General features: G+C 72.4%; 11 protein-coding genes and 2 pseudogenes. 7 read left to right on the forward strand and 6 right to left on the reverse strand.

Annotation, left to right across the window (positions count from 1 at the left end):
* A pseudogene (locus tag Q0D57_RS17215) lies at nt 1-1,109 on the reverse strand (hypothetical protein); the annotation flags it as partial.
* A gap of 142 nt (nt 1,110-1,251) precedes the next feature.
* On the opposite strand from Q0D57_RS17215, the gene Q0D57_RS17220 reads away from it, so the two are divergent.
* The gene (locus Q0D57_RS17220; protein WP_291046341.1) at nt 1,252-2,424 is read left to right on the forward strand and encodes a choice-of-anchor D domain-containing protein; all 1,173 of its coding nucleotides are present in this window, start codon (nt 1,252-1,254) and stop codon (nt 2,422-2,424) included.
* Nucleotides 2,425-2,778: 354 nt separating this feature from the next.
* Here the strand turns inward: Q0D57_RS17220 and Q0D57_RS17225 are convergent, their stop codons facing one another.
* The gene (locus Q0D57_RS17225) at nt 2,779-3,450 is read right to left on the reverse strand and encodes an HAD hydrolase-like protein (RefSeq protein WP_291046342.1); all 672 of its coding nucleotides are present in this window, start codon (nt 3,448-3,450) and stop codon (nt 2,779-2,781) included.
* A gap of 88 nt (nt 3,451-3,538) precedes the next feature.
* Between Q0D57_RS17225 and Q0D57_RS17230 the strand changes: the two genes are divergently transcribed.
* Entirely contained in the window at nt 3,539-4,714 is a 1,176-nt protein-coding gene (locus Q0D57_RS17230) for an SLC13 family permease (RefSeq protein ID WP_291046343.1), read from the forward strand.
* A gap of 10 nt (nt 4,715-4,724) precedes the next feature.
* Here the strand turns inward: Q0D57_RS17230 and Q0D57_RS17235 are convergent, their stop codons facing one another.
* From Q0D57_RS17235 to Q0D57_RS17245, 3 genes are read right to left on the reverse strand one after another with little or no spacing between them, the layout of a single operon-like run.
* Entirely contained in the window at nt 4,725-5,126 is a 402-nt protein-coding gene (locus Q0D57_RS17235) for an SseB family protein (RefSeq protein WP_291046346.1), read from the reverse strand.
* 20 nt (nt 5,127-5,146) lie between these two features.
* On the reverse strand, nt 5,147-5,842 hold the full coding sequence (gene nucS / locus Q0D57_RS17240; protein WP_259525582.1) for an endonuclease NucS: 696 nt from the start codon (nt 5,840-5,842) through the stop codon (nt 5,147-5,149).
* A 24-nt stretch (nt 5,843-5,866) separates the two neighbouring features.
* Nucleotides 5,867-7,204, reverse strand: coding sequence for an MFS transporter (locus Q0D57_RS17245; protein WP_291046348.1), 1,338 nt, complete (start codon nt 7,202-7,204; stop codon nt 5,867-5,869).
* Nucleotides 7,205-7,257: 53 nt separating this feature from the next.
* Between Q0D57_RS17245 and Q0D57_RS17250 the strand changes: the two genes are divergently transcribed.
* The 3 genes from Q0D57_RS17250 (at nt 7,258) to Q0D57_RS17260 (ending at nt 10,525) form a co-directional block, all read left to right on the forward strand.
* Nucleotides 7,258-8,439, forward strand: a complete 1,182-nt coding sequence (locus Q0D57_RS17250; RefSeq protein WP_291046350.1) for a substrate-binding domain-containing protein — start codon at nt 7,258-7,260, stop codon at nt 8,437-8,439.
* Between the two features lie 150 nt (nt 8,440-8,589).
* On the forward strand, nt 8,590-9,426 hold the full coding sequence (locus Q0D57_RS17255; protein WP_291046353.1) for an MBL fold metallo-hydrolase: 837 nt from the start codon (nt 8,590-8,592) through the stop codon (nt 9,424-9,426).
* A gap of 46 nt (nt 9,427-9,472) precedes the next feature.
* Nucleotides 9,473-10,525, forward strand: coding sequence for a cell wall-binding repeat-containing protein (locus Q0D57_RS17260; RefSeq protein WP_291046355.1), 1,053 nt, complete (start codon nt 9,473-9,475; stop codon nt 10,523-10,525).
* A 20-nt stretch (nt 10,526-10,545) separates the two neighbouring features.
* Here Q0D57_RS17260 and Q0D57_RS17265 read toward each other — a convergent pair whose 3' ends face one another.
* Nucleotides 10,546-11,895: an MATE family efflux transporter gene (locus Q0D57_RS17265; protein WP_291046357.1), complete on the reverse strand. Its 1,350-nt coding sequence runs from the start codon at nt 11,893-11,895 to the stop codon at nt 10,546-10,548.
* 115 nt (nt 11,896-12,010) lie between these two features.
* Between Q0D57_RS17265 and Q0D57_RS17270 the strand changes: the two genes are divergently transcribed.
* Nucleotides 12,011-12,436, forward strand: coding sequence for a DUF6325 family protein (locus tag Q0D57_RS17270; RefSeq protein ID WP_291046359.1), 426 nt, complete (start codon nt 12,011-12,013; stop codon nt 12,434-12,436).
* A 59-nt stretch (nt 12,437-12,495) separates the two neighbouring features.
* Nucleotides 12,496-12,592, forward strand: a pseudogene (locus Q0D57_RS17275) (SHOCT domain-containing protein); the annotation flags it as partial.

Genomic DNA, 12,592 nt, shown 5'->3' on the forward strand with positions numbered 1-12,592 from the left:
AGGGCTGGTGCGGCCGGCACGGGCGGGGGTGCGGACGCGGCGGTCGGGGTGCTCGGGGCGACGGCGCTGCCGAGGGCGGGCGCCGGCCCGCCGGGTGCGGCGGCTCCGGCCATCTCGCGGGTGCGGGCCGTCTCGATGGCGGCGGTCAGGCGGGCGGCTGCCTCGGTGATGCGGGCGGCGGCGTCCGGATCCTCGACGGTGTCGCGGAGGCGCGCGGCCTCGGTGAGGAGGGCACCGCTGCGGTCGAGGGCCTCCCGGCGAGCGGCGGTGGCGGCGACGAGGTCGGCGCGCAGCCGCTCGAGCGAGTCGAGGAGTGTGCGGCCCGTGCGCATCCGTGCCGCCGCGGTGTCGAGGCGCTTGGCGACGGATGCCAGGGGGTCGGTTCGGAGAGAGTCGGCGATGTCGGCGATGAGGGCTTCGGCCTCGTCGAAGCCCTCGGTGGCCGCCTCGAGGTTGCCTGCTACGGCCGTCAGCGCGGCGGGGTCGTAGGCCGCCTTGAGCTCTTCGTGCAGGGCGGCGGCCCTCGTGAGTTCCGTGCGCGCGGCGGCGAGGTCGTCGCGGAGGCGTGCCACGGCGGCGGGAGCGGAGGTCTCGCGCCGTCGGCGCTCGCCGAACGAGCGGGACTGGGCGGTCACGAGGGCGAGCGCGGAATCGCTGAGCGAGAGGATGCGTTTGGCCCACTCGCGCTGCTTCTCCTCGGTGTCCGGGATGTGGTCGTCGAGCTGCTGCTGCAGCGCGAAGGCCTCTGCGGCCCGGCGCTCGGCGGTGTCGAGGGCGTCGGCGAACGCATGTGTGGTCGCTTCACCGAACTCGGCCTGGGCGAAGAGCAGCTCGTCGCGACCGGCGCGGAGCGCGTCGTCCATCTGCACGAGCTGGATGCCGGCCTGGCGCCGGAGGTCGCCGATGTCGACCTTCACCGGTGCGCCGCCGCCGACCTCGGGAAGACCCGAGCCGTTCGGCCCGATCCGCACGGCACCGCCGTTCGCCGAGCGACCGCGTGTGGCAGCTCGGTTTCGGCTCCGTCGGGTCAGGACCGTCGACACGGCAGCGAGCCCGAGCACGACGATGCCCAGCACGATCAGGCTCGGAAGGAGGGAGGTCTCACCCATCCCCGCATTCTACGAACCCCGGATGCCACGGGGCTGGGCACCCCGCGTCCTGTGGATGCGTGCGGACTCCACACCGCGTGGCCTCTTGATGAGTAGTGATTGCTCATAACGCCGGTGCACTGCTGTCGGAGAGGGTGGGCGCATGTCGCATCACCGCCGTCTTCGTCGATCCCTGCTCGCCTCCGTCCTGCTCGCGGGGCTCCTCGGGGTCGGTCTCGGTGTGGGTCTCGGAGTCGCGACCGGCCTCGGAGGCGGGCCGGTCCCGGCCGCCGTCGCGGCGCCAGGCGATCAGGTGTCGGTGTCCACGCCCGGGCTCCTGCCCGACTTCGGGTACGTGAAGCAGGGCCAGACCGTTCAGCGCACGATCGAGCTCCTCAACGACGGCACCGACAGCATCACCATCGATCCCGCGCCGCTCTCGGCGCTGACGGCTCCCTTCACCCTGGTGGGCACGACGCTCGCGGCGGGCGATGTGATCGCGCCGAACTCGCGGCGGAGCCTCACGGTGAGGTACACCGCTCCCGCCGCCGGCACGATGTCGTCGCAGCCGATCACTCTCACGATCGCCGACCACGACGTCGTGGGGGTCGGCGGGAGCACGACCCTGGTGTTCGCCGCCCACGCGCTCGCCACCGATCGGGCTCACTTCGATGTCACCACCCCCGATGGAGCTGCCACCCTCTCGTTCGGCAGCGTGGAGGTGGGGTCGAGCACGACCCGGCGCCTGACGCTTGAGGTGAAGGGGATCGATCCGCTCTTCTTCGTCGAGGGTGCGGTCGCTGTCCTCGACACGTCGGGCAACCCGGCACCGGGCGTCCGCATCGCGTCGTCGTCGTTCGGAACCGCCGGCGTCAGATACCTGCCCGGCCAGACGGCGACCCTCGACCTCCAGTTCTCGCCGACCGCGGCGGGCACGTTCTCCGGAGTCGTGCGCATCACCGGACAAGTCTCCAACGGCAACCCGGAGACACCGAGCCTCATCGTGGTGACGCCGTTCACCGCCGCCGCCACCGCAGTGGTCGTGCCGACGCCCACGCCCACGCCCACTCCGACGCCGTCGCCGACTGTGACCCCGACGTCGCAGCCGACCGCCCCGCCCACCGGGCAGCCGTCGCCGCAGCCCACGTCGACCACCGCCAGGGGCCCGTCGGGGCCTGCCGCCGGATCGTCGGCCGGTGGCCGCTCCACGGCCGATGGTGTACGTCGCTCAGGCCTCGCGAACACAGGTGTGGAGGGTGCGCGCCTCGCCGGCTTCGGCATCCTGACGCTGCTGGCCGGTGCGGCCGCGCTCGCCGTCGTGCGCCGCCGCGCCTGACGGGACGGTCTCCGCCGTGCTTGACGGCGCTAGGACTCGGCGGCGCCCGACGGGGTTAGGACTCGGCGGCGCCCGACGGGGTTAGGACTCGGCGGCGCCTGAAGGTCTCCGCGCGCCTGACGGTCTCGCAGACGCGTCTGCTTGCTCGCCCACGCGGCCTCCGACTCGTCCGGCCACGTCTACGCCGTCTCAGACGGGCCGTTCCCGTTCAGAACTGCAAACGTCGTGGCATCCGGCGCCCTCTGCGGCTCGGATGTCGCCACGTTTGTCGTTTCCAACCGACATGGCGGGCGGGCCGGCCGCGCCAGCGGGGCCAACGGCGGCCGGGGCTGCGCAGGCTGCGGCCGTCCGGCGCTACAGGAGCGCTGCGCGGAGCTGGTCGACGGAGTGGACGACCGCGATGGCGCCGACCGACTCGGCGGGGGAGCCGTAGCCCCACTCGACCATGATGACAGGCACGTCGTGCTCGGCGGCGCCGTGCACGTCGTGCTCGCGGTCGCCCACCATCACGAGGTTCGAGAGGTCGACGTCCTGCTCGCGGAGGCGGCGGAGCGCCTCGCCCACCACGTCGGCCTTCGCGCTGCGCGTCTCGTCCTCCGAGGCGCCGCAGATCACGGTGAAGCAGTCGGTGAGCTCGAGGTGAGCGAGCACGCGGTTCGCCTGCACCTCCGACTTCGAGGTGGCCAGGGCGAGCGGGAGACCGGCGGCGTGCAGGGCGCGCACGAGTCCGAGCATGCCGGGGTAGACGGTCGCGTCGCCCTGAGGGCCGTCGGTGGCGGCGAGCCCGCGATAGACCTGCAGCGCCTCCTCGGCCTCGGCGGTGGTCATGGAGGCGACGTCGCGGAAGCCGTCGAGGATCGGCGGACCCACGAACGCCACGAGCTCCGCCGGCATCGGGACCGGTCGTCCCATCGCCTCGAGCGTGCGCGAGAGGCGCCCGATGATGCCGGGGGCGGAGTCGGTGATGGTGCCGTCGAGATCGAAGAGGATGCACGACCACGGCTTGGTGGGATTCTGACGAGTCACCCGAGACATCCTAGGGTCGGCCCCCCAACGGCCCGAATCGCGGGCGGCGTCGGGAGCACCGCCCGCGAGGATCTACAGTGGCCCGAGGATGGTTGCGAAGGCTCTGCAGCAGACAGGTGCGCTGCTCACGGTGCTGCTCATGGTGGCGGCGGTCGTCGTGGTCGCCACCGGAGCCCTCCCGTGGCCGGACGCGACCGCGCTCGCCGGCCGGGTGGCGCCCGTTCTGGCCCTCGTCGTGGCCATCACGGTGGTGGCCGAGCTCGCGAGCGCCGCCGGCGTCTTCACCGCCCTCGCCGAGCGGATGGCCGCGTGGGGGCGGGGCCGGGTCGCCGTGCTGTGGCTCCTCGTCATCGCCCTGGCGGTCGTGAGCACCGCCTTCCTCTCGCTCGACACCACCGCGGTGCTCGTGACGCCCGTGGTCGTCGTGCTCGCCCTGCACATCGGTGTCTCACCGATCCCGTTCGCCCTCGCGACCGTCTGGCTCGCCAACACCGCCTCCCTCTTCCTGCCGGTCTCGAACCTCACCAACCTGCTTGCCGCCCGCAGCTTCGACGGCGGGACCGCCGCCTTCGTGGCCGCCGCCTGGGCACCCGCGCTCGTCGGCGTCGTCGTGAGCGCGGGCATCCTGACTCTCGTCTACCGCCGATCGCTGCGCGGCCGCTTCGAGCTGCCCGAGCGCACCCCGGTGACCGACCGGCCGCTGCTCGTCTACTCCGCCGTGGTGGTGCTCCTTCTCCTGCCGCTGCTGGTCTCCGGCCTCGAGGTCGCGATCGTGGCGGGCGCGGCCGCCGTGCTCCTCCTCGGCGCCTTCCTCGTGCGCGACCGCTCGGCGCTCACCCCCTCGCTCGTGCCGTGGCAGGCGCTCGGCATCGCGGCCAGCCTCTTCGTGCTCGTGGAGGCCGCTCAGGTGAACGGGCTCGAAGACCTGCTGACGGCGGTGAGCGGATCGGGCGACGACCCGCTCAGCCTCCTGCATCTGGCCGCCATCGGAGCGCTCGGCGCCAACACCATCAACAACCTCCCGGCCTACCTCGTGCTCGAGCCCCAGGCCGCGGGTGACACGACGCGGCTCGTGGCGCTGCTGATCGGCGTGAACCTCGGCCCGCTCGTGACCCCCTGGGCCTCGCTCGCCACCCTGCTCTGGCACCAGCGGCTCACCACGCTCGGGGTGCGCATCTCGTGGCCGCGCTTCATGGGGCTCGGCCTCGTGGGGGTCGCGGTCGTCGTGCCGGCGGCGGTCGCCGCCCTCGCACTCCTCGGGTGAGAGGGGCGCGTCAGCCCACGACGAAGTCGCGCTTGATCACCTGGCCGAGCGAGCCGACGTCGAACTGCACCGCCACGAAATCCGCGGTCTCCACGAGCGCCAGCGCATCCGGAGCCGGCAGGATCATGGCCTGCGCGCCCGCCCGAGCCTCCGCGGGCACAGCGAGCCGCAGCTCCGCGATCGAGGTGAACAGCGGCAGCACCAGCCCGCCGCTCGTGGAGAGGAGGGTGCGCACCTGGGGGTCGGCGGCATCCGTGGTGCCCGTGATGTCGACCACGATCCCGCCCGAGCGCATCGCCTTCAGCAGCGCGTCGAGAGTGGTGCGGTTCGGCAGCGCCCCGAAGGTCTCGAGCGCCTTCCGCAGAGGGCGGTTGGCGTAGGACTTGGGGAAGGCGGGGGTGCGGGAGGCCACCCCACCAGCCTAGGAGAGGGTCAGAACAGGCGCGAGTCGGCGTCGTCGAGGCCGCGCATGGCGTCGTAGTCGAGCACGAGGCAGCGGATGCCGCGGTCCTCGGCGAGGGTGCGGGCCTGCGGCTTGATCTCCTGCGCCGCGAACACGCCGCGCACGGGCGAGAGGTGCGGATCGCGGTTCATCAGCTCGAGGTAGCGGGTGAGCTGCTCGACGCCGTCGATGTCGCCCCGCCGCTTGATCTCGACCGCCACGGCGGCCCCCACCTGGTCGCGGGCGAGGATGTCGACCGGCCCGATGGCCGTCATGTACTCGCGCCGCACGAGGGTGTGGCCGTCGCCGAGCAGGTCGATCTGCTCGGCGAGGAGCTTCTGCAGGTGCGCCTCGACGCCGTCCTTGACGAGCCCGGGGTCGATCCCGAGCTCGTGCGAGGAGTCGTGCAGCACCTCGTGGATCGAGACGATCAGCACGTCGTCGGTCTTCTTCTGGGTGACCTTCCAGAGCTCCGTGATGCCCGCTTCGAGCTGGTCGGCGTCGGGCTCCTGCGTGGTGATGGAGCAGGGCGGGCTCATCCAGTTCAGCGGCTTGTAGCTGCCGCCGTCGCTGTGCACGAGGATGCTGCCGTCGCTCTTCAGCATCAGCAGCCGCTTCGCGAGCGGGAGGTGGGCGCTGAGCCGGCCGGCGTAGTCGACGGAACAGGTGGCAATGACGAGACGCACCTGTAGAGCGTAACGCCCGGGGGGTCAGGCGCCGGTCGTGCCCGTGCCGGTCGTGCCGGTGGCGGTCGTGCTGGTGCCGGTCGTGCTCCCGTCGGTGCCCGTCGTGCTCCGGATGCGGCCGCGCTCGCGGGCGGCCGGCGAGGCGAGCCCGGCGATCACCACGAGCCCGAGCACGAGCACGAGCGCGTTCAGGATGCCGAGCTCGTGACCGAGCAGGCCGATCACCGGCGGGCCCACGAGGAACGCGACGTAGCCGATGATCGCCACGGCGCTCACGCGTGCCGCCGAGAGCTTGGGGTCGTCGGTGTCGGCGGCCGCCGACATGCCCACGGGGAAGCCGAGCGAGCATCCGATGGCCCAGAAGGCGACGCCGACGTAGGCGATCCACGGTTCGGGGGCGAAGATGAACGCCGCGAGACCGAGCACGCCGACGGCGGCGCTCACCCGCAGCACGGGCACGCGGCCGAAGCGGTCGAGCACGGGGCCGCCGAGCACGCGGCCGGCGGTCATCGACACGGTGAACAGGCCGAAGATCACGGCGGCGGTGGTGTTCGACTGGCCGTAGCCGTCGACGACGGCGATGGTGAGCCAGTCGTTGGCCGAGCCCTCGGCGAAGGCCATGCCGAGCATGATCAGGCCGATCAGGAGGAGGCGGCCGTCCCGCCACACCGAGAGGCTGTCGGCGAGTCGGCGGAGGAACGGCGTGCGGTCGGTGCCGGCACCGGTCTTCACGTCGACCTCGGCCTCCGCGCCGCGCGGCACGAAGCGGATGGCGAGCACCGCGCTCACCGCGATCACGACGGCGATGCCGGCCAGGTGCGCGGCGACCGAGATGCCGAGACCGGAGGCCAGGGCGCCGATGCCCGCCCCCGTGACGGTGCCGAAGCTGAAGAAGGCGTGCATGAGGGGGAGGATCGTCTTGCCGATCGCGCGCTCGGCGGCGGCGCCCTCGACGTTCATCATGACGTCGACCGATCCGTTGCCGAAGCCCGCCAGAGCGAGCCCCACGGCCACGACGGGGGCGGAGACGAGCAGGTCGGCGCCGACGCCGATGACCGCGATGCCGACGGCGACCACCGTGAGGGCCACGAGCATGCCGGCCTTGGAGCCGATCCGGAGAATGATGGGCGGCGCGGCAATGAGGCCGATCACGCTGCCCGCCGACATGGCGAAGATGAGGATGCCGAGCTGGGCGGTGTCGAGGCCGAGCTCGTCGCGCACGGCGGGCAGGCGCGCCACCCAGCTCGCGAGCGAGAGGCCGCTGAGGGCGAAGATCACGAAGAGCGCGTTGCGCCAGGCGTGCAGCTGGCGTCGGGTCAGGGTGTTCTTCTGGGGGGCGGGCGGAAGGGTGCTGTCCGTCATGGTTCTCCGTATCGAATCGATTCGATCGAATCGATTCGACTACAGTAGCAACCGTGTCCGCCTCCGATCAAGCACGAGCGACCCTCCTCGACGTCGCGCGGCTCGCGGGTGTCAGCCGCTCGACCGCCTCGCTCGCGTTCAGCGGTGCCGGGCCCGTCTCGGAGGCCACCCGCGCGAAGGTCATGGCGGCATCCGCTGAGCTCGGCTACTCGGGGCCGGATCCCCGGGCGCGGTCGCTCCGCCAGGGGCGTTCGGGAGTCGTGGGGATCGTGTTCGACGAGACGCTGCTGAGCGCGTTCCGCGATCCGGTGAACGTGGCGACCCTCGACGGCATCGCGAGCGGACTCGGCGACGGCAGCAACGGACTCCTCCTGCTCACCGAGACGGGGGCCGTGGAGTCGAGCATCGCCTCCGCCGCGATCGACGCCGCCGTGCTGATGGGGTGCTCGCCCGTGTTCGACCGCGTCGTGGTGGAGCTCGAGCGGCGCGGGGTGCCTGTGGTGTCGATCGAGGGTGGGGCGGGTGCGCGTGCTGCGGCGGTCGGGTCCGGTTCGGGTGGGTTGTTCGAGGCGGGTGGTGCCGATCCGGTGCCCGCCGTCGCGGTGGGGTCTGCGCGGGTGGACGTGGCGCTCGACAACGTGGAGGCATCCGAGACCCTCGCCCGGCACCTGCACGATCTCGGGCACCGGAGCGTGGGGGTGCTGAGCCTCGCCACGGATCCTTCCCGCGAGACCGGCCTCATCACGCCCGAGCGCGAGGCCGCGCTCACCACGACCGTGACGGCGGATCGGCTGGCCGGTGTGCGGCGCGTGTTCCCGGATGCGGTGGCCGTGTCGTCCGGGTGGAACTCGGTCGACGAGGCGGTGCGGGCGGCGCGGATGCTGCTCGGGGCGGGTGGGGCACGGGTCAGCGGTGGTGAGGACGGTGCGCTTGGCGACCGCCGCCCTACCGCGGTGCTCGCGCAGAGCGACCTGCTGGCGGTGGGGGTGCTGCAGGTGGCCGCCGAGCTCGGGCTTCGCGTGCCCGAGGACCTCAGCCTCACGGGCTTCGACGGGGTGCCGATCGAAGGGCTCGCCGGTCACGACCTCACCACCATGGTGCAGCCCGCCGCCGAGAAGGGTCGCGAGGCGGGCCGTGCTGTGCGCGCCCTGCTGGCGGGGGAGGAGGTGGGGTCGGTGGTGTTCCGCTGCACCTTCCACCGTGGAGCGACGACGGCGCCACCGCCGCGCGACTGACGCGCGACGTCGTCCACGTCGCCTCAGCGGCTGACGCCCTCGACTCCGAGCGCTGGATGGGCAAAGAGGAGATCCGCCGCCGCCCGCGGTCGTCCACCAGGGGGCCCGAGTATGGCTCGGGCGCGGCGGCGCGCCTGGGAGAATCGAGGGATGCTGCTCACCGTGCTCGGAACCGCCACGCCGTACCCGCGCCCGGACGAGCCCTGCTCCGGCTACCTCCTGCAGAGCGGCGCGGCCGGGTCCCAGGATGCCGGCCGCACCGCAGCCCGCAGCACCGGCCGCACGACGGTCTGGATCGATGCGGGAACCGGCACCCTCGCCGAGCTCCAGCGCCACATCTCCCTCGCCGAGCTCGACGCCATCTGGATCTCGCACCGCCACGCCGACCACTCCGCCGACCTTCTCGTGGCCTACTACGCCCTGCGCTTCGCCGATCCGGCGCTCCGCCCGGCCGCGCCGATCCCCCTCATCGGCCCCGAAGGGCTGCTCGACCGCCTCGCCGCCTTCCTCGGCCCGAACGCGGTCGACGAGCTGCCGAGGGTGTTCGACTTCCACCCGATGAGCGGTTTCGGAGACGCCCGCTTCGGCGACCTCCAGCTCTCCTGGGGACCGGTGCAGCACGGCGTGCCGGCCTTCGGCCTCGCGGTCGACGAGCCGCAGCCGGCCGCCGGCACCCGCCGCTTCGCCTACTCGGGCGACTCGGCCCCCTGCCTCTCCCTCGAGGAGATCGGTGAGAACGCCGACCTCCTCCTCGTCGAGAGCGGCTACGCGACCGATCCGTCGGCCGATGCGGATGCGCAGCGCACCCCCGCCGCCCACCACACCCCGGAGGACGCCGGCCGCACCGCCACGGCGGCCCGCGCCTCCCGCCTCGTGCTCACCCACCTCGCCGACGGCCTCACGGCCCCGGATGCCGCCTCCCGAGCGGCCGGTTACTTCACAGGTCTCGTCGAGGTCGCCGTTGGAGGAGCGCACCTCGACGTCTGAGCCGATGGCATTGTATGATTAATACTCACTTATAGATGAGGACATCATGCGACTTCTGAAACTCGCGGCGCTCGTCGCGACCGCCTCTCTGTTGACTGTGCTGGGCGTGCCGACTCTCGCGTCGGCGGCACCCGAGGAGCGGACTCGGGTGAAGGTGTGTCCCCTGACTGAGAACGGCCCGGAGAGCGTCGAGCGACTCACCGGAGCCGATCGGTTCGAGGTCGCGGTCCGCGCCTCCCAGGAGGTCTTTCCGAGAGGCGCCGACGTCGTCTACCTCGCATCGGGCACCGCATTCGCGGATGCGCTGGCCGGGTCGGGGGCAGCGGGCTATCGCGACGGGCCGCTGCTGCTCGTTCGCCGAGACGCCGTGAGCGGCAGCGTGCTCGCGGAACTGGCGCGGCTGTCCCCGCGCGAAGTCGTCCTCCTGGGCGGGACCGCCTCGATCTCCGCCGAGGTCGAAGCCTCGCTCGACTACCTGCCCGCGACCGTGACCCGAGTGTCGGGAGTCGACCGGTACGATGTCGCGGCCAAGTTGAAGCACGGTGTGTTCGGCGACAGCAACGACCTGCTGTACATCGCGTCGGGTGAGGTGTTCCCTGATGCCCTTTCGGCCAGTGCGGCCGCCGGAGACTGGGACGTCCCGGTCCTCCTGAGCAGAAAGGCCGGTCTTCCCGAATCCACTCTGAAAGCGCTCCGGAGCGAGTCGGTGCTGGAGGAGATCGTCGTGGTGGGCGGCACCGCGACCATCAGTGACGCCGTCGTGGCGCAGCTAGCCGAGTTCGCGCCGGTGCGACGCATCTTGGCACCGGATCGGTACGCGGTGTCTGCGGCCACGTCGAAGGACACGTTCTGCGAGCTGAACCCCGTTGTGTATGTCGCGTCGGGCGAGGTGTTCCCTGACGCGTTGGGCGGCTCGGCCGCCGCGATCGAGTCCGGCGCACCCGTCCTCCTGGTGAAGAAGGACGTCGTGCCGGGCTCTGTGGTGGAGGAGCTGAAGCGACTTCGCCCGCAGCAGATCAAGGTCCTCGGAGGGCCGAACACCATCTCGGATTCTGTCGTCCTTCAGCTCCACGACTACCTGCGGTCTGCGATGCCCTGAGTTCTCCGGGGCATTCGCCCTCAGGTGGCGGGGGCGCCCGTCACGATCCAGCGGGAGCCGCGGGCGCGGAGGCCGAGGGTGAGCGCGCGAGCTCCGATGTAGCCGAGGCCGAATGCGAACCAGAGCCAGACGAGCGCCGCGACCCCGCCCGTCGCATCCGCCGCGCCCCCGCCCGGGGTGAAGACCAGCGCCACCGCCACGAGCAGCGGCGCGTACATCGCGAGGTTGAGGAGCCCCGTGAGCGCGAGGTACCGCGCGTCGCCTGCACCGATGAGCACGCCGTCGAGCACGAAGACGTAGCCGGCGAGCGGCACGCCCACCGCCATCGCGAGCAACACCGCCGTGACCGCCTGCTGCACCGACGCCGACGACGAGAACACCGGACCCGCGAACGGCGCGAGCACCGCCACGAGTGCACCGAGCACCACTCCCGACAGCAGCCCCCAGCGCACGAGGCGGCGGGTCACCGCGTGCACCCGGTCGACGTCCGCAGCGCCGAGACCGTGCCCCACCATCGCCTGACCCGCGATGGCGAGGGCGTCGAGCACGAAGGCCAGGGTCGTGAAGATCGTCATGGCGATCTGGAACGCCGCGAGCGAGGTCACGCCGAAGCCCGCCGCCACGGCGATCGACGCGAGCAGCGCCGCCCGCAGGCTCGCGGTGCGGAGGAGCAGCCAGCCCCCCGCCATCGCCGCCCCACCGACCCCGTCGAGACCCGGCCGGAGCGACACCGCCACCCGGCGGGCCGCCCGCACCGCGATCACCACGTAGACCGCGGCCATCCCCCACTGGGCGAGCACCGTGCCGATCGCCGAACCCGCGATGCCCCAGCCGAAGCCGTAGATGAACAGGGCGTTCAGCATCGCGTTGACCGCGAACCCGCCGACCGCCACGACGAGCGGCGTGCGCGTGTCCTGCAGCCCCCGGAGCAGTCCGGTCGCCGCGATCACCACGAGCATGCCGGGCAGCCCGATGAGGGAGATCGTGAGATACGTCGTCGCCGCCTCGGAGACCGCCGCCGTCGAGCCGAAGAGCCGCACCACCGACCCCGCGAGCGGCCACCCCACGAGCGCGAGCACCACACCCGCGCCGAGCGCGAGCCACATGCCGTCGATGCCCGCCTTGATCGCCCCCGGAGCATCCCCCGCCCCGAGCCGCCTGGCCACCGCGGGCGTCGTGGCGTAGGCGAGGAAGATGAGCAGCCCCACCACCGTCTGCAGCACAGCCCCCGCCACCCCGAGGGCGGCCAGCGGCGTCTCACCGAGATGGCCCACGAGAGCGGTGTCGGTGAGCAGGAACAGCGGCTCCGCCACGAGTGCACCGAGAGCCGGCACCGCGAGGCGCAGGATGTCGCGGTCGATCGTCAGCACCCGTTCAGCCTAGGACTCTGGTCACGCGCCACCCCCGGCTGGTAGCGTGCCGACCAGCAGCGCGAAGACGGCTACGGGTCGCTCGGGCACGCTGGTCCGAGGCGAGGGATGTCCCATGACCGAATTCCGCTACGGTCCCGTCGAGCTGATCCTGGTGGGCTTCGAGGGCGAGCGCCCCGGCCCCGAGATCGTCGACGCCTTCCGCGACGTGATCGACGCCGGTGCCGTGCGCCTGCTCGACCTGCTCTTCGTGACGCGCTCGCCGGAGGGCGAGCTCACCGTGCTCGAGCTCGACGAGGCGGGCGACTCGATCGGTCTCGACGCCGTGGCGCTCGAGGCGACGGGCCTCGCCTCGATCGAGGACGTCGAGGAGCTCGCGAGCGAGATCCCCGCCGGCTCCTCCGCCGCCCTGCTCGTGGTGGAGCTCACCTGGGCGAAGGCGCTCGCCTCGAAGCTCGCGGCCGGGCGCGGCTCCGTGATCAGCACCGAGCGCATCCCGGCCCCCGTCGTCAACGAGGTGCTCGCCGCCATCACGGCCTGACCGGCACCACCCCCGCACCACAACTCGAACAGGAGAACCAGATGCCCATGTTCCGACGGATGGGCCGCCCCGGCCTCCTTGGCCTCGCCGCCCGCACCGCCGTGGTGGCCGGCACGGCCTCAGCGGTGACGGGCGGGATGCGCAACCGCCAGCAGG

Origin of the sequence: Herbiconiux sp. (assembly GCF_023264895.1) — a bacterium.
In the GTDB taxonomy this organism is placed as follows: domain Bacteria; phylum Actinomycetota; class Actinomycetes; order Actinomycetales; family Microbacteriaceae; genus Herbiconiux.